Here is a 17,962-nt window from a genome sequence, read left to right as displayed (position 1 = left end):
CCCCCCCCCCCCCCCCCCCCCCCCCCCCCCCCCCCCCCCCCCCCCCCCCCTGCCCCGTAGCGAAGCGAAGGGGACGCAGACACCAGGGTCGCCTTTTCCTTTGCTTACTTTTGGTGTTTGCGTAACTTCGCTGCGCGAAGTGAGCAAACCCCGCGCGCGTAGCGCGCCTTTTGGCGAAGAAAAGAAAACCCACTTTGCGGGTTTCGATAAAAGTGAGTAGCCGCCAGGCTACCCCCCGGCCAGCTGAACCAAAAAGAGGAAAGAGGAGGATAAGGAGGAGGAAGAGCGCGCCCAGCCGGAGCAAGACCCGGCCTTTACTCCTCGCCGGTTCTGCCGGCCTCGGCAGCCGCCGCCGCCAACGCATCGGCAGCGGCGTCACCACCGCCGAAACCACCGCCACCAAAACCACCAGCGCCACCGCCAAGGCCTCCACCCGACGAACCACCCACGCCGGCGACGGCCTGCAGGGCTGCGTCATAGGAACTGACCAGCGCCGCATTCCCCAGCGCTGCGGTGCTGGCATTGGAAGTCGTGATGCTGAGCGCGCCATCCACAAAACCCAGCGCATAGTTGCCCGAGATCGAGCTCAGCCCGCCCGGCGTGATCACATAGTTGCCGGTGGCCACTGCCCCCTGCGAGGAGCCGCCGTAGGCCAGCGTGCCGCCTATGTCGGCCTGCGAATCACCCACCACAAAGCCGTTGTATCTCACGCCGTTGCCGCCATGGTAGGCCGAGCCGTCATACAGCTTGGTGTCGCCGTTGGCCGTCACCGTCAGCGCCTTGGGCGTGATGCTGGCCGTGGTCGTGGTGGTGGTGTTCAGCAGGTTGTAGTTGCCGGCATCGGCGCCTGAAGTGCTGATGCCGCTCACGCCGACGGCCTTGCCTGTGCCGGCATTTTTGTCGGCGAAGGTGGCGCTTCCCGTGATGCCGACCACATCGCCAGCCACGCGGTTGTCGCCATAAGTGACCGCGGCCACCGTGCTGCCGTCATACACCTTGTTCACGCCCGTGGCCGTCACCGTCAGGTCGGCCTTGTTGATGGTGCTGGTCGTGTTGCTGGCGTAGCTCACGGCGTAGTTGCCGTTATTGACGCCATCGCCAACCGTGACGCCAGAGGTGGTCACGGTCTTGTTGCCGATGCCAGCATTCTTGTCGGTAAAGGCAAACGTGCCGCCGGTGAGGCTGTCGCCGCTGAACAGCGTGCCCGCCGTGACGGTGGCCGTGCCTGCCGCCGACAGGTTGCCGTCATAGGTCTTGGTGACGTTGCTGCTGCCCACCGTGAGGCTGGCCTGGGTGATGCTGGCCTGCTGCGTGCCACCGGTAAAGGTGTAGTTGCTGGCCAGGCCCGTACCGTCCACCAGGCTCAGGCCGGCGACGGTCAGCGCCTTGTTGGCACCCACATTCTTGTCGGCCATGGTGGCCGTGCCGGCCAGGCCCAGGGTTTCACCGCCCACCAGCGGGCCAAGGTTCAGCACGCCGGCCGCCAAGTTGGCCGTGCCGTCATAGCTGCGCGTGCCCGAAACACTCACCGCAAACGGATTGATGGTGCTGGTGGTGTTGTCGGCGTAGGTGACGTTGTAGTTGCCGTTGTTCACGCCATCGCCCACCGTCACGCCCGCCGTCGTCACCGTCTTGTTGCCATTCCCGGCATTCTTATTGGTAAAGGCGAAGCTGCCACCCGTCAGGCTGTCGCCACTGAACAGCGTGCCGCCGGTCACGGTCGCGCTGCCCGCAGCCGTCGTGTTGCCGTCATAGGTCTTGGTGACGTTGCTGCTGGACACCGTCAGGTTGGCCTGGTTGATGGTGCTGGTGGTGTTGTTGGCGTAGCTGACGTTGTAGTTGGCGTTGTTAACGCCGTCACCCACAGTCACGCCGGCCGTTGTCACCGTCTTGTTCCCGGTTCCGGCGTTCTTGTCGGTAAAGACGAAGCTACCGCCCGTTGCACTGTCGCCAGCGAACACCGTGCCTGCCGTCACCACCACAGCACCCGTCGCGCCGGTGGTTCCGTCATAGGTCTTGGTGACGTCGGAGGTCGACAAAGTCAGGTTGGCCTTGTTGATGGTGCTGCTCGTGTTATCGACATAGGCGATGTTGTAGTTGCCCGTCACGTCAGCGTTGCCGCTGTCCTTGATCGTCACGCCGCTGGCGCGCACCGTCTTGTTGGCCGTGCCTGCGTTCTTGTCGAGGAAGGCCTGGCTGCCCGCGGCATTTACGACCTCACCCGCTCCTGCACCAGCCAGGGCCGCGACGGTACCGGTGCCCGTGGCGCCCAGCGTTCCGTCGTAAGTCTTGATCACCGCATTGGCCGTCACCGTGAGGTTGGCTTTGTTGATGGTGCTCGTGGTGTTGTCGGCGTAGCTGACGTTGTAGTTGTTGCCGCCGTTGCCGTCGTTGACCGCCACGCCGGTGGTCGTCACCGTCTTGTTGCCCGTACCGGCGTTCTTGTCGGTAAAGGCGAAGCTGCCGCCCGAGATGCTGTCGCCGCTGAACACGGTGCCGCCAGCCACAGCCGCCGTACCGCTTGCGCTCGTCGTGCCGTCATAAGTCTTGGTGACGTTGTTGGTCGTCAGCGTCAGGTTGGCCTTGTTGATGGTGCTGGTCGTGTTGTCCACATAGCTGACGTTGTAGTTGCCGTTGTTTACGCCGTCACCCACTGTCACGCCGGCCGTGGTCACCGTCTTGTTGCCAGTGCCGGCATTCTTGTCGGTGAAGGCAAAGGTTCCGCCGGTGGTGTTGTCACCTGCGAACACCGTGCCAGCCGTCACCACCACCGCACCCGTCGCACCGGTCGTACCGTCGTAGGTCTTGGTAACGTCGGAAGTCGACAAGGTCACGTTGGCCTTGTTGATGGTGCTGGCGGTGTTGTCGACATAGGCAATGTTGTAGTTGCCGCTCACGTCGGCATTGCCGCTGTCCTTGATGGTCACGCCGCTGGCGCGCACCGTCTTGTTGCCCGTGCCGGCGTTCTTGTCCAGGAAGGCCTGGCTGCCGGCGGCATCGACCACCTCACCCGCGCCAGCCCCGGCCAGCGCGGCCACCGTGCCTGTACCCGTGGCGCTGGTGGTGCCATCGTAGGTCTTGGTCACCACATTGGCCGTCACCGTCAGGTTCGCCTTGTTGATGGTGCTGCTCGTGTTGTCGACATAGGCGATGTTGTAGTTGCCCGTGACGTCCACGTTGCCGCTGTCCTTGATCGTCACACCGCTGGCGCGCACCGTCTTGTTGCTGGTACCAGCGTTCTTGTCCAGGAAGGCCTGGCTACCAGCGGCATTCACTACCTCACCCGCTCCGGCACCTGCCAAGGTAGCGACGGTACCGGTACCCGTGGCGCCAAGCGTGCCGTCGTAAGTCTTGGTCACCGCATTGGCAGTCACCGTCAGATTGGCCTTGTTGATGGTGCTGGTGGTGTTGTCGGCGTAGCTGACGTTGTAGTTGGCGTTGTTCACGCCATCGCCCACCGTCACGCCTGTTGTCGTCACCGTCTTGTTGCCGGTACCCGCATTCTTGTCGGTAAAGGCAAAGGTTCCGCCCGTGGCGCTATCGCCGGCGAACACCGTGCCGGCCGTCACCACAACTGCACCCGTCGCGCTGGTCGTGCCGTCGTAGGTCTTGGTGACGTCGCTGGTGGACAGCGTCACATTGGCCTTGTTGATCGTGCTGGTGGTGTTGTCGGCATAGCTGACGTTGTAGTTGTTGCCGCCATTGCCGTCGTTGACCGTCACGCCGGCCGTGGTCACTGTCTTGTTGCCCGTGCCGGCGTTCTTGTCAGTAAAGGCGAAGCTGCCGCCCGAAATGCTGTCGCCGCCGAACACGGTGCCGCTGGCTACAGCTACGGTGCCGGAAGCGGCCAGGGTACCGTCATAGGTCTTGGTGACGTTATTGGTCGTCAGCGTCAGGTTGGCCTTGTTGATGGTGCTTGTGGTGTTGTCCACATAGCTGACGTTGTAGTTGTTGCCGCCGTTGCCGTCGTTGACCGCCACGCCGGTGGTCGTCACCGTCTTGTTGCCCGTGCCGGCATTCTTGTCGGTAAAGGCGAAGCTGCCGCCCGAGATGCTGTCGCCGCTGAACACGGTACCGCTAGCCACAGCCGCCGTACCGCTTGCGCTCGTCGTGCCGTCATAGGTCTTGGTGACGTTATTGGCCGTCAACGTCAGGTTGGCCCGGTTGATGGTGCTGGTGGTGTTGTCAACGTAGCTGACGTTGTAGTTGGCGTTGTTCAGGCCGTCGCCCACCGTCACGCCCGCCGTGGTCACCGTCTTGTTGCCGCTGCCGGAATTCTTGTCGGTAAAGGCAAACGTTCCGCCCGTGGCACTGTCACCTGCGAACACCGTGCCTGCCGTTACCACCACCGTACCTGTCGCACCGGTGGTGCCGTCGTAGGTCTTGGTAACGTTACTGGTGGACAGCGTCAGGTTGGCCTTGCTGATGGTGCTGGTGGTGTTGTCGGCATAGCTGACGTTGTAGTTGGAGTTGTTCACGCCGTCACCCACCGTCACGCCGCTGGTCGTCACCGTCTTGTTGCCCGTACCGGCATTCTTGTCGGTGAAGGCAAAGGTTCCCCCCGTGGCGCTATCACCTGCGAACACCGTGCCGGCCGTTACCACCACCGCGCCTGTGGCGCCTGTCGTACCGTCATAAGTCTTGGTGACGTCGCTGGTAGACAGCGTCACATTGGCCTTGTTGATCGTGCTGGTGGTGTTGTCTGCATAGCTGACGTTGTAGTTGGCGTTGTTCACGCCATCGCCCACCGTCACGCCCGTCGTGGTCACCGTCTTGTTGCCGCTGCCGGCATTCTTGTCGGTGAAGGCAAAGGTTCCGCCCGTGGCACTGTCACCTGCGAACACCGTCCCGGCCGTTACCACCACCGCGCCTGTCGCGCCGGTCGTGCCGTCGTAGGTCTTGGTGACGTTGCTGGTGGACAGCGTCAGGTTGGCCCTGTTGATGGTGCTGGTGGTGTTGTCGGCGTAGCTGACGTTATAGTTGGCGTTGTTCACGCCATCGCCTACCGTCACGCCCGTCGTGGTCACCGTCTTGTTGCCGCTGCCGGCATTCTTGTCGGTAAAGGCAAACGTTCCGCCCGTGGCGCTGTCACCTGCGAACACCGTACCGGCCGTCACTACAACTGCACCCGTCGCGCTGGTCGTGCCGTCGTAGGTCTTGGTGACGTCGCTGGTGGACAGTGTCACATTGGCCTTGTTGATGGTGCTGGTGGAGTTGTCGGCATAGCTGACGTTGTAGTTGTTGCCGCCATTGCCGTCATTGACCGTCACGCCGGCCGTTGTCACCGTCTTGTTGCCCGAGCCCGCATTCTTGTCGGCAAAGGCAAAGCTGCCGCCGCTGGCGGTGTCGCCGCCCAGCAGTGCCGTGCCCGCCGCGGCCACCGCCGTGCCGGCGGCTGAGAGCGTGCCATCATAGGTCTTGGTCACATTGCTGCTGCTCAGCGTCAGGTCGGCTTTGGCGATGTTCAGCCCGCCGCCGATGATGTCGTAGCCCTGCTGGTTGGAGTAATAGCCCGTGCGGTAGCTGCCGGCATTGCGCCCGATGGCGCTGATGCCCGACACGCCCGCGGTAGCGGTGGTGGCCCCCGCCTGCGTATTGCCGTTGTAGGTCACGCTGGTGTCGGCCAGATTCAGCCCGGTCAGGAAGCCGCGCAGCAGCGGGCCGGTGTTGCCTTCGTAGATGCGCCAGGTGCTGCCGTCGCCGCCCACATTGCTGGCGCTCCAGCCGGCGTCGATAAAGGTCTGGGCCTTCCTCATGTCCGCGGTGAGGATGCCCGTGCCGCCGCCGCTGGCGGCCTGGCCCGTGGTCTGGGTGTCCCAGAAACTGTTGGTCACCGTGCCGCCGCTGTCCCAGCCCACCAGACCGCCGATTTCAAAGCTTCCCGTCACCGCGCCGGTGGCATAACTGTTGGTAATGGTGCCCAAATTGGCACCCGTAAGGCCACCCACAGTAGAACCGCCGGGGGCGCCCACAGCGCCGCTGGCATAGCTGTTGGAGATGGTGCCGCCACCGAAATTGCCGCCCACCAGTCCCCCGGCCCTGGTACCAACCACGGCACCAGTGGCATAGCTACCGCTCACGGCTCCTTCATTGGTCCCTACCAAGCCTCCCAGCCACTGCGCGCCACCCACAGCGGTCACAGCGCCGCTTGCATAGCTGCTGCTGATAGTCCCGACGTTCGTGCCAACCAGCCCGCCTGCGCCGCTGGTGGTTGCACTCACGGCCGCCGAGCTATGGCTGTTGGTGACCTGCCCGTAATTGAGGCCCACCAGTGCGCCCACGGTGTCGCTGCCGGTGACGCTGCCGCCCGTCAGCACCAGGTTGGAGACCGTCCCGCCTCCCAGGGAACTGATCAAACCGACATTGGTCTCGCCGGGCCTGTTGATGACCAATTGGTCGATCACATGGCCGTCACCGTCCAGGCTACCTATGAATTGCGTGCCACTGCCTATCGGGTTGAAGCCCGCATTCGCATTCCAGTTCGCCGTACCGCTGGCATCGATGTTGTTGGCCAGCTTGAAGTTTTTGTCCAGCATGCCGGCCGAGCCCGCGCCCTGAAGGCCGTAAATGTCGGCAATCCGGTAGGCCGTGTTGGTGCTCAGGCCGTCACCGCCCAGCACGCGCACAAAGGTGCCGCCGCTGATGCGGAAGTCACCTGCGGAGAACGTGGGCAAGGTGCCGACCTGGCTGAAAGTGCCGCCCTTGAGTTCAAACACACCGCTCACATTGATGGCGGCCGGCGCGCTGATACTGCCCTGGGCGTTGAGCGCCAGTCCCGCGGCGCCGATGGCGCTGCCCAGGCTGATGTCGCCCGCCGTGGCGGTCAGGCTGATGTTGTCGTTGGTGGAGGCAAAGGCATTGCCCACCGTGATGCCCGAGGTGGAGTTGGACGTCAGGCTGACGTTTTGCACGGAGCCGCTGTCGGTGCTGATGCTGTAGTTGGCGGTGTCCAGCGCATTGTCGGTGGACACGGCGATGTCGCCGGTGGCACCGGTGGTGGTAAAGCTTTGCAGGCCGGTGGTATTGGCGCCCAGCGCGATGCCGTCCCGCGACGAAGCGGTCAGCGTCGTGGCCGTGATGTTGTTGGCGGTGCCGTTGGCATCGGTGATCGCGCCAGCCGAAGCGGTCAGCGTGACATCCGAGCCGGAAACCGTCTTCACGTCCAGGTTGCCGGCTGTGGCGGTCAGGTTCACCGTACCCGTGGTGGCAACGTTCTCGATGCCGCCGCCGTTGGCCAGGGTCACGGCGATAGGCCCTGAAGTGCTGGTAGCTGTCAGCGCCGCCGCATCGGCTCCGAGGCTGATGCCGGTGGCCGCGGTGGCCGTCAGCGCGCCAGCCGTCACCTGGCCCGTGCCGCTGATGCTGCCACTGCCGGCGGTGAGCTGCACCGCGCGTGTAGGGTTGCTGACGGTGTTGTTGAGCACCAGGTCAGTGGCTCCGCTGAGGACCAGCGTGCCATCGGCCCCGGAAACAGGTGCCGTCACCGTCAGAGCGCCGCCCGTGGTGCCCACGGCCACATTGCCGGTTCCCGTAGTCGACACACCGTTGATCGCGCCACCGGGAACGGTGCCACCGCCAAAGGTCACCTGGTCGATCGCCAGCGCCTTGTCGTTGCTGATGCCGATGTTGGTGCCGGCCACCGCGGAGAGCGCATTCACGCTGGTGTTCAGCGCGTTGTCGCCGCCCGCGCCGTCGCCGATGTAGCCGCCGGCCCGCAGCGCCAGGTTGTTGGCGGTCAACGCCGTTGAGGCACCGGCCTGCTGGACGTTCGCGCCGGCTGACACGTAAATATCGCCGGTCGTGGTCTGGGCACTTGCATTGCCCGAGAAGATGACGTCGCGCCCGGCTTCAAGCCGGATATTGCCGTTGACGGCGGACAGCGTGCTCAGGTTGTTGATGGTCAGGTCGTTGCCGCCGCCCGCGCTCAGGCTGATGTTGCCGGCGCCGTTGCGACCCAGGCCGTTCACCGTGAGCGAGCCGTTGCTGGTGGCGATGTCGATGTCGCCCGTTGTGAAGAGGTTCTGCACCTGGGTGCCGGCCAGAGACACATTGCCGCCGCCGTAGATGACGCGCGTGTTACCCTGGCGCGTGGCCGTGAAGACGCCGCTGATCGCATTGCGCGCCGTTCCCGTCACCGGGATGATGCCCAGGCGCTGGCTCAGGTCGCCCGCCCCCGTGCCGGCGCCTATGCCGCGGTTGGCCGACACGGCCACCGAGGAGCCGTTGAACCAGCTGCCGGGCACCTGCTGCACATAGCCGTCCGCGGCGGTCACGACCACCGCCTTGCTGGCGCCTGCGGTGCCGCCGGCCAGGGCGGTTCCGCCTGTCGCGTCAATGCCGCCAATCGAGACATTGTGGTTGGCGTTGCCGGCAATCACGGTCACGCTGCCGCCCGCGCCGCCGTTGTTGGCCACAGCGGCGCCGCCCAGGGCATTACCACCCTTGGCATTGGCGTTACCGGCCAGGCTGACGCTGCCGTTGCTGGCATTCAGGGTGATGTTGCCCGCGGCGCCTATGGAGCAAGTGGCGCCGTTGCTGCAACCGGCGTTTTCGACATAGCTGGAAACATTGCCGCTGCCGGTGATGTCGGAATTGGCGCCCGTGGTGGTGATGCTGACAGTGCCGCCGGTTCCCGACACAATGGTCGCGCTGCCGTAGTTGGTGTTGACCCGGTTGAGCGAGCCCGCGCCGCCGTGCGCGTCAAGGTTGTCGAAATGGATGGTGGCGCCCGCGCCCACCGTGCCCAGGGTGACATTGCCTGCATTGCCGCCATTGCTGCCGGGCTGGGAGTTGGCGACGTACTTGCCGCCCCAGGTGCCTATGGTCCCCGTAGTGATGGAAGCCGCGCCCGTACCGGCCGTCGTCACCAGGACGGTACCGCCGCTGCCGCCATTGCCGATGTAACCTGCCTGGCCGCCCTGGGCGGAGAGGTTGCCCACGCTGATGGCGCCGGCGCCGCTGTTGCCCGTGTTCCTCAGCGTGATGTTGCCGCCGTTGCCGCCCGTGCCGAACATCCAGGCAAAGTTGGTGCCACCGCCGCTGCCATTGCCGCCATTGGCCAGCACATTGCCCGAGATGGCGATGCCGGCACCGGCGGTGGCCGTGGTCACGCTCACATTGCCGCCCTTGCCACCGGAGGTAGCGTTATTGCTGGCCGTGGTGTTACCCGCGTTGCCGCTGGTGCCTTGTGCGGTGAGGTCGCCGGTCACGGTGATCGAGCCGCCATTGGCGCCGCTGGTGCTGAGCTGGATGTTGCCGGCGTCCGAGCCGTTGGTGTCCATGCTGCTGGCCGCGCCCGAAGTCTTGATGGCGGTGCCGCCGCTGCCCGTTGCCGTCAGGGTACGGCCCGCACTGATGGCCACGTTCGCGCCCACGGTGGACACCGTCAGCGCGTTTTGCGCATAGTGGTCGTCGGCTGCCAGCGTGATGGTGTTGGCACTGCCGCCGGTGGTGGTGACGGCCTGGTTGAGCGTCAGGTTGTCCGTCGCCCCGCCGGTATCGACGGTAGCCAGCGAGATCGCGCCACCCGTACTGCTCACGCCGGCGATGGCGCCGCCCGGAACCGTCGAACCCGCGAAAGTGGCGGTGTCGACCGTCAGCGCGCCGGTGTTGCTCACCGAGATCGCACCCGGCGCCACGGCAGAGAGCTTGTTCACCTGGGTATTGAGCTTGTCCGCAGCGCCGCTGTTGCCGACGTAGCCGCTGGAGCGTATCGCCAGGTTGTTGGCCGTGACGGCAACGCCGGTGCCGCCCTGCCGGATGTTCCGCCCGGCCAGATAGACGTCGCCCGTGGTGGTGACAGCGCCTGTGCCGTTGAAGGTGATGTCGCGGCCGGTGAGCTGCACATTGCCGCCATTGGCGCTGACGGTTGCGCCGTTGGCGATGGTGATGTCGCCCGCGGCGGCGTCGGTCGCACTCAGAGCCAGCGTGCCACTGCCGACCGATGAGGCGCCCAGCGTGAGCGAGCCGCTGCCGGCGTTGATGGCGACATTGTTCGCGCCAAGGTTGCTGACGCTGACCGCGCCGGTAAAACTGTTGGCGCCGGTCAGGCTGACCTGGCCCGCGCCGGCGTTGACGCTGGTCGTACCGCCTACCACCAGGGCACCGGCGGTTTGCTGGATGGCCGCATTGCTCGCGGCGAGCGCCAGGTTGCCGGTCGCCGTGAGGTCCTGGTTGATGTTCAGGCCGTTGGTCGCGCTCAAACTGAGGTCTTTGGCGCTCAGGGCGCCGCCCATGGCAATGGAGCCGCCCGACAAAGTCAGGTTGCCCGTTCCGGCATTAAAGGCACCCAGCGTCAGAGTGCCGCCGTTGGCCGCCATGTTGACGTTCTGGTTGACGCCCGTCAGGGTCAGGGCGTTGAAGTTAAGGTTGCCGCTCACGCTGACGCTCACATCATGGGCGGCGGTGATGATCGGGTTGCCGACGGCCGAGTCGCTGCTGAAATCGATCTGCCCGCCGCCGCCCGTTCCCTGCGAAGTCAGGTTCAGCGTACCTATGGCGCCGCCGAAGGCGTTCACGCGTATTCGGCCGTTGCCGGTGTTACCCGCTGACGCAGTGAAGTTGCCGTTGCCCAAGACCATGACGTTGGCGGCGGAGTTGGGGTCGCTGCCCCGGATGTTCGTGCCCGCGTACAAGTCGAAGGAGCTGGCTCGCCAGTCCACGCCGCTATTCACGATCAGTTCACCCGTGGTGGCTTTCAGCTTCAAACTGCCTGCATTGATCTGCCCCAGATCGCCGATGCTGCCGCCGGCCGTCATGTCTATCGCGCCGGTGTTTGTGTTCAGGGTTCCGCCGCCGGTGATATCGCCGCCGGCGTTGGCCGTCACAGCCAGGGCGCCCGAGGAGGAAAAGACATTGGCGTTAAAACCGATATTGCCCGCGGCGGTCATTGTCAAACCAGCCGCGCCTCCAGCGCTTTTCCCGATAGCCTGGTTGATATTGATGTCGCGCTCAGCGGTCAAGGTGAAGGTGTTGCTGTCCGTCCGGTTGATGGCCTGATTGACGTGGATGTCGCCATTGCCGCCGGCCGTGCCCATGGTGGCGGTGGCGATTTCAAAATTGCCGCCGTTCAGGGCGGTCGCGACGGCCGCGGCAGACATGTCGCCCGTAGCGGAGATGGTGAAATCGTTCGGGTCTATCAGCCATTTTCCGGCGTGGCCGCCACTGCCTTCAGCGGCCAGCGTAGTGACCCTGGCACCATCGGCCACCTTGACATGCGCGGCAGACGTTTCAACAAACCCGCCGTCGCCGCCCGTGGGTGCCGAAGCATCCAGCGTTCCGCCCACATTGACCGTGCCGCTCTCCATGTCGCCCATCAGCAATATGCGGCCGGCCTTGTTCTGTATCGTCCTGGCTTCAATGACGCCGCTGTTGTTGACCGTGGCCGTGGTCAGGCTGTCCATGGCCTTAGCCGACAGCAGCACCTGGCCGCCATCGGCTTTGATCAGCTGTTTGTTCTCGGCCAGCGCATTGATCGCGCCCTGGTCAATGCTGTAGCCCAGCAGGCTGCCGTTGTCCAGGTTTAGCGTGACCTTGTTGCCTGCTGCCAGCAAGGCGGTTCCCAGCGAGGCGGTCATCACACCTTCATTGCGCACCTCTGGCGCCAGCAGCGCCAGATAGCCACCGGGTGCGGCGTTCAGCGTTCCCTGGTTGACCACCGAACCACCCGAACCGGTGAACACATGGTTGCCGGCCATAAAGTCGGCATTGCTCATGGACAGCGTCGAAGCCACCAGGCCGCCGACGTTGACCTGAGAGCCCGCGCCAAACAGCACGCCATTCGGGTTCAGGATAAACACCTGGCCGTTGGCTGTCAGGCTGCCCAGCAGCTCGCTGGGGCTGCTGCCCGTGATGCGGTTCAGCGCAATAGCCGCCGCATTGGGCTGGTTAAACCGCAGCGCTTCATTGGCCGCGGTGGAAAGCGAAGTCCAGTCAATCGCCAGGCGCTGGCTGGCCTGGTTGATGGTAGTGGTGTTGCCCAGCGTGGAGACACTGCCCGTACCGGCCGAGACGCTGGCATTGGCCGCATCAGCCGCATGCGCTTCGTGCGTGAGCACCGCCAGCGAAGCCAGGAGCACCAGCGCCGCGCGGCAGGCGGTATTGAGCCTGAAGCCCGCACCGCCGCCATCGCCACCACTTCCTCCTTGCTCCTCTACATCATCCCACTGCACACTGCCGCGAGCCGATCCACCCTTGCTGCGCCCCTTGGCGTTTTCCGCCACGGCCACCCACAGGCTGAGGGCGGCATTCCAGACAAGACGGTAGATGCGGTTCATGCTGGCGTGGCTTTTCATGATGAGGACTTCCAAAAAACTAAGGCGACTACTGGCCACGGGCTCGCGCTTCGCGCGCACCCGTGACAAAACGTGCAAATCGTAAAAGTCCACCCCCCGCCTGTATGTCCCCAGTTATGGGGACGCGACGCTTGTGCCAATGTGAAAATTTCCCTTTCGGGGCGCGCACTTTCGCCGCACCTTCAACACCTTCGCCGGGCACCGGGACGCATGGACTCTGATCACATGCGGGCGATTCTGTGTAACAAGCTTGCGTGCGGCAATACTGCCGATGCAGTAGTGGGCCGCCCAGGCCGGTATGCCTTGTCCCCAGTTTTGGGGACAAGCCGGATCAGGAGATCGTGATTGGCAGGGGCGGAAAGCCCCCGCCGCTCAGGTCGGGATGTAGTAGCCGCGTTGCACCGCGTAGGCGGTGATCTCGGCCGCGTTGCGCAGCGAGAATTTTTCCATCAGATTTTGCCGGTGGGTGCGCACCGTGAACACGCTGATGGCCAGCAGCTCGGCGATCTCGCGGTTGCTCAAGCCGCGCGCCACCAGCGACATGATCTCGCGTTCGCGCGGCGTGGCAACCAGGGTGTCGCCGGCCTGGTCGGCACGCGCCGTACGCGGCAGGAAAGCGGCGGCGATGTTGCGGCTGACGTATTGCCGCCCGGCCAGCACGGCATGCACGGCCTGCAACAGCTCGGCGCTGTCCTCGCTCTTGTGCACATAGCCGTCGGCGCCAGCGGCCAGCGCCTGCCTGACGGAGTCGGCCTGCAGGTCCCCGGTGAGCACCAGCACCTTGACGGTGTCGCTGAACTCGGCCTTGATGCTGGCGGCGATCTTCACACCATGCTGGCCGGGCAGGCCCAGGTCCAGCAACAGGAGTTGGGGATTGAATTGCCTCACCAGCGCTTCCACCGCGATGCCGTCGCCGGTTTCCGCGACAACCTCAAAACCTGGCTGGGTGCCCAGCAGCATCTTCAGGCCGTCGCGCATCAGCACATGGTCTTCCGCAAGAAGGATTCGGGTGGTCGCGATGGTGGAGGGGGTGGAGAGGATGGATGTCATGGTGATGCTCATTGAATGCTTTTCATCAACGCGGCCAGCACGCGCGGCTCCACCGGCTTGTAGAGCAGGCGCAAGCCGTTGCGGGCTGCGTCGGCAACCGTTTCGGGGGAGGTATCGCCGGTGATGATGACGGCGGACACTTGCCGGCCCAGGCGGCGCTCCACCGCTTCGACGATCTCGGTGCCGGTGACGCCATTGCCCAGGTGGTAGTCGGTGAGGACCAGCGCCAGCGAGTCCGCCAGATCGGCCGCGGCGTTGATCGCTTCCCCCAGCGTGGAGGCCACGCGCACCGGATGGCCCCACTCGGCCAGCAGGCGCTGCATGGACTCGCGCACCACGGGGTCGTCGTCGACCACCAGCACGCTGCCGGTGAACTGCTCACGCAGCTCCGCGGGGACCGTGGTCGCGAGCTCGGGCGCCGCCGCGCGCGGCAGCGTGACGGAAAACACCGAGCCCTTCCCGGGTGTGGAGCGCACACCGACCTGGCCGCCCAGCAGGCGCACCGAACGCAACACAATGGCCAGCCCCAGGCCCAGGCCGTGCTCACGCTCGCGCGCCACATTGGGCACCTGATAGAACTCGCCGAAGATGCGTGCGCGCTCTTCATCGGCGATGCCGATGCCGGTATCGAAAACCTGGAACTCCAGCATGTGGCCGCGCGGCCTGCAGCCGACCAGGATGCGGCCCTGCTCGGTGTAGCGCACGGCGTTGGCGACCAGGTTGGACAGCACACGCGCGAACACCAGCGGGTCGGTGTCGACCCAATGGCCGCGCGGCGCAAAGACCTTGAAGCCCAGGCCCTTGGCCCCGGCCGGCCCGGCGAAGGCGTTGTTGAGTTCCGCCAGCAATTGCGCCACCTCCACCGGCCGCCGCGCCACTTCCACGGTGCCGCTGTCCAGCCGCGATAAATCGAACAGGCCATTGAGCAGACGGCCCAGCCCGTTGAGCGCCAGCTGCAGGCGCTGCGCGATATGGCTCACTTCCGTGCCGGGGACCTGCGCGCGCCCGGCCATGGCCTGCAGCGTGGCCACGAACAGGCTCAGCGCCTGTATGGGCTGGCGCAGGTCGTGGCTGGCGACCGCCAGGAACTGCGACTTGGCGCGGCTGGCCGCTTCGGCGTGCTCCTTGGCGCTGCGCAGGTTTTCAGCGGCGCTCAGCGCGCGCAGGCGGCGGCGCAGCAAAACCCAGGTGAGCAGCGCCAGCATCACGCTGGCCGCGGCGCCCAGGCGGGCCACCAGCTGCAATTTGCTGATGGCAATGGCGGTGGTGAAGTTGGGCAGCGAGCGCGCCGTCAGCGTCCAGCCGTAGCCGCCCACCTCCACCTGCTGCGTCGCGTAGAACAGCTTGACGGCCGACTCGCCGCCCACGCGGTCGCTGTAGGTGTCTATCAGCTGGTCCTCGTCCTGCCCCGCGCCGTCATAGACCTCGACGGTGATGTTGGCGCGCTCGCCCAGGATGTTGTCCATCAGGCCGTCCATGCTGAAGGCGGCGTAAATCCAGCCCACGATGTTGGCGCGGCGATCGGCCAGCGTGCCCTGCGGCTTGCCGTTTTTATAGACCGGCAGGTACATGCGGTAGCCGGCCTGGACCTGGGCCGCGTCTTCCTCGGGCAGTTTGACCTTGTTGGAAACCGCGATGCCGCCGCTGTCGCGCGCGGCCTCCATCGCGGGCCTGCGCGAGGGCTCGGCGAAATAATCCGTGCCCAGCGTGCTCAGGAAGGAGGAGCCGGTGGGCTCGAAGTACAGCGCCGAGGTGCTGGCGCCGCTGTCGCCCGGCGGCTGCACCGTGTAGGCCGGAAAGCCCTGGCTGCGCACCGCGGCGATATGGCGCTCGCGCTCGTCAGGCGGCACGATGAGCGCGAAGCCCATGCCCTGCAGGCCCGGGTGGTTCTGGATGCGCAGGTTGGCCACAAAAGACTGGAAGTCGCCGCGTTGCACCCGGTCGGAGGTGGCGAACAGGCCGTGCGTGGCGCGCAGCGCCTGCTCGTAGGCCAGCATGCGTTCGCGGAAAAGGCTGGTGGTCTCGCGCACGCGTGCGTCAAACTCGACCTGCAGGGCCTGTTCAATCTCCTGGCGCTCCCGCTCCCAGAAATACCAGGCCGCGGCCAGCGCCAGGCCCAGCACCACGCAGGGCAGCAGGTAGCTGAAAAAACGCAGCCGCCGGATGGCCGGTGGCTGCGCCTTCACGGCACCGGGCAAGGAAGACGAGGAAGAAGATGTGTCGACCATGCGCGACCGCCTCTAGCGCTGGTAAGGCAGCAGGATGCGCTCGGCCTCGGCCTGCGCGTCCTTCAGGGCCTGCTGCGGCGTCTTGGCGCCGGTGAGCGCCGCCGCCAGGCCGGCGTTGAGCGCGCGCGTCACGCGCTGGTTCTCATGCGTGGAAAGTTCTGCCACGGCCTGCGGCAGCTGATCGCGCGCGACCGCCGCCTGCGGAAACTCCGCCACATACTTTTTCATGGCGCTGGTTTCCCAGGCCGCCGGGCTGACGGCGATGTAGCCCGAGTCAATGCCCCAGCGCGCGGTGCGCTCGGGCGCGACCATCCACTGTATAAAACGGAAGGCGGCCTTTTGCTGCGCCGGCGAGGCCTTGCGAAACACATAAAAATTGCCGCCACCCGTGGGTGAACCGCGGCGCGTATTGCCGGGCAGCATGCCCACGCCAAAATCAAAGCCGGCCTTGGCCTTGAGGTTGCCCAGGTTGCCGCTGGTGGTCCAGATCATCGCGGCCTTGCCGTCCAGGAAGTCGTTGGGCGTGGTGCCCCACTCGACGATGCCGGGCGGGTGCACCTTGTGCTCGCGCGACAGGCCCACCCAATAGCGCAGCGCATCCACCACGGCGGGCTTGTCAAAGTAGGTCTTGGTGCCTGCCGCGTTCATGAGTTCGGCGCCGTTGCCCGTGGCCAGGCCCTGGAACAGCCAATAGGGAAAGCCGGAGGACGGGATCTGCAGGCCCCACTGCGTGGTGTTGCCGGCCGCGTCGCGCCGCGTCAGCTTGCGCGCGTAATCGGCCATCTCCGCCCAGTTGACCGGCGGGCGTTCAGGGTCCAGGCCGGCCTGGCGGAAAAGCGCCTTGTTCCAGTAAAGCAGGATGGTGGAGCGCTGGAAGGGAACGCCCCAGGTCTGGCCGGCGGCGCGGCTGTTGGCCATCAAGGCCGGGTAAAAGCCGCGCAGCCAGGCCACGTCTGCGGCGTCGGCAACCAGGTCGTCGAAGGGCACGATGGCATTGGCGTCGATCAGTGTGTAGACATCAACGGCGAACAGCACGGCCGCATCGGGCGGCGTGCCGCTTTTGTGCGCCGTCAGCGCCTTGACGATGGAATCCTTGTAGGTGCCGGTGTAGACCGGCGTGACGCGGATGTCGGGGTGGCTTTTCTCAAAATCGGCGGCCAGCGCCGAAATGCTTTTGGCGACAGGGCCGCCCACCGCGATGGGGAAATAAAAAGAGATTTCCGTCGGCTCGGCACGGCCCGCACCCGAAGCGGCCAGCGCTGCCAGCAGCAGCGAAGCCTTCAGAATGTTCCACATAGCGCTTCCCGGCCCTCTTTATTTTTGCTTGCCTCATGGCCACCGCTTCCTGTCGGCGTGCCCGGCAGTGTATGCCCGTTGCCGCCCACCATGCAGCACGCGCGGCAACAGTCAATACCCGCCACGGGCATGCTATGCGATGGCAACCGGCCTGTCTGTCCCCAGTTTTGGGGACAAGGGGCCGGCAGGGATGGAAGTCCCCAATTTGGGGCGCCGGCAAGGCGCCGCTCAGGGCGGCGTGTAGTAACCGCACCGCACGGCGCAGGCCGTGATCTGGGCCGCGTTGCGCAGCGAGAATTTCTCGCCCAGGTTTTGCCGGTGGGTGCGCACCGTGAACACGCTGAGGGACAGCACTTTGGCGATTTCGCGGTTGCTCAGCCCGCACGCCACCAGTGACATGATCTCGCGCTGGCGCGGCGTGGCGGCGGGTAACCCGTCAGGCACATCCCTGCGCAGGGAGCCCGGCAGGAAGACCTTGGCGATGCCGCGGCTGACATGCTGCCGGCCGGCGAGCACCGCCTGCACAGCCCGCATGAGCTCGGCCCCATCTTCGCTTTTGTGCGCGTAGCCGTCGGCGTCCGCCGACAATGCCTGCCGCAGTACGCTGGGCCGCAGCTCGCCGGTCAGCACCAGCACCTTGACGGTGCCGCCAAAGCCGGCCCTGATGGCGGACACGATATCCAGCGGCAGCGCACCTGGAAGGTCCATATCCAGCAGCACCAATTGCGGCGGTGGCAGGAGCAGGCCCGCCAGCGGCACCACGGCCGCAACATCGTCGGTTTCCGCCACGACCTCAAAGCCATGCTGCCGGCACAAGAGCATCCTGAGGCCGTCGCGCATCAGCGCGTCGCCTCCGGCAAGCAGGACAGTAGTGGGGTAACAGTTCAATCCAGTCTCTCCAAGCCAGGACAACAAGGGGGCCCGGCCGGGCGCCGGGTTGATGGTTGCCCTACTGTGGCAAAGGGCCGGTGAACTGTCTGTCCCCAGTTCTGGTGACACTGCTGCAGGCCCCCACCCAAGCCTCCCCCAGTGGGGGAAGGAGTACATACCCCTCTTGCCCCCTCCCCCACGGGGGGAGGGCTGGGATGGGGGCCA

5 protein-coding genes are annotated in these 17,962 nt (G+C 65.5%); all 5 read right to left on the bottom strand.

Features of this window, described 5'->3' with window-relative positions; all coding sequences use genetic code 11:
* Positions 1–314: 314 nt before the first annotated feature.
* Positions 315–12,293: a YDG domain-containing protein gene (locus tag ACEN8I_RS23490; RefSeq protein ID WP_413331062.1), complete on the bottom strand. Its 11,979-nt coding sequence runs from the start codon at positions 12,291–12,293 to the stop codon at positions 315–317.
* Positions 12,294–12,665: 372 nt separating this feature from the next.
* On the bottom strand, positions 12,666–13,343 hold the full coding sequence (locus tag ACEN8I_RS23485; protein ID WP_413331061.1) for a response regulator: 678 nt from the start codon (positions 13,341–13,343) through the stop codon (positions 12,666–12,668).
* Between the two features lie 8 nt (positions 13,344–13,351).
* Positions 13,352–15,571 carry a CHASE domain-containing protein gene (locus ACEN8I_RS23480; protein WP_413331060.1) on the bottom strand — a complete coding sequence of 740 codons (2,220 nt, stop codon included), beginning with the start codon at positions 15,569–15,571 and terminating at the stop codon, positions 13,352–13,354.
* Between the two features lie 12 nt (positions 15,572–15,583).
* Complete coding sequence (locus ACEN8I_RS23475; protein ID WP_413331059.1) at positions 15,584–16,867, bottom strand: ABC transporter substrate-binding protein; 1,284 nt, start codon at positions 16,865–16,867, stop codon at positions 15,584–15,586.
* Positions 16,868–17,095: 228 nt separating this feature from the next.
* Positions 17,096–17,755 carry a LuxR C-terminal-related transcriptional regulator gene (locus ACEN8I_RS23470; protein ID WP_413331058.1) on the bottom strand — a complete coding sequence of 220 codons (660 nt, stop codon included), beginning with the start codon at positions 17,753–17,755 and terminating at the stop codon, positions 17,096–17,098.
* Positions 17,756–17,962: the final 207 nt, after the last annotated feature.

The organism is Polaromonas sp. CT11-55, from assembly GCF_047303325.1.
In the GTDB taxonomy this organism is placed as follows: domain Bacteria; phylum Pseudomonadota; class Gammaproteobacteria; order Burkholderiales; family Burkholderiaceae_C; genus Polaromonas.
The sequence above is the reverse complement of the archived record's forward strand: the minus strand, read 5'-3'. Positions and strand labels throughout refer to the sequence as shown.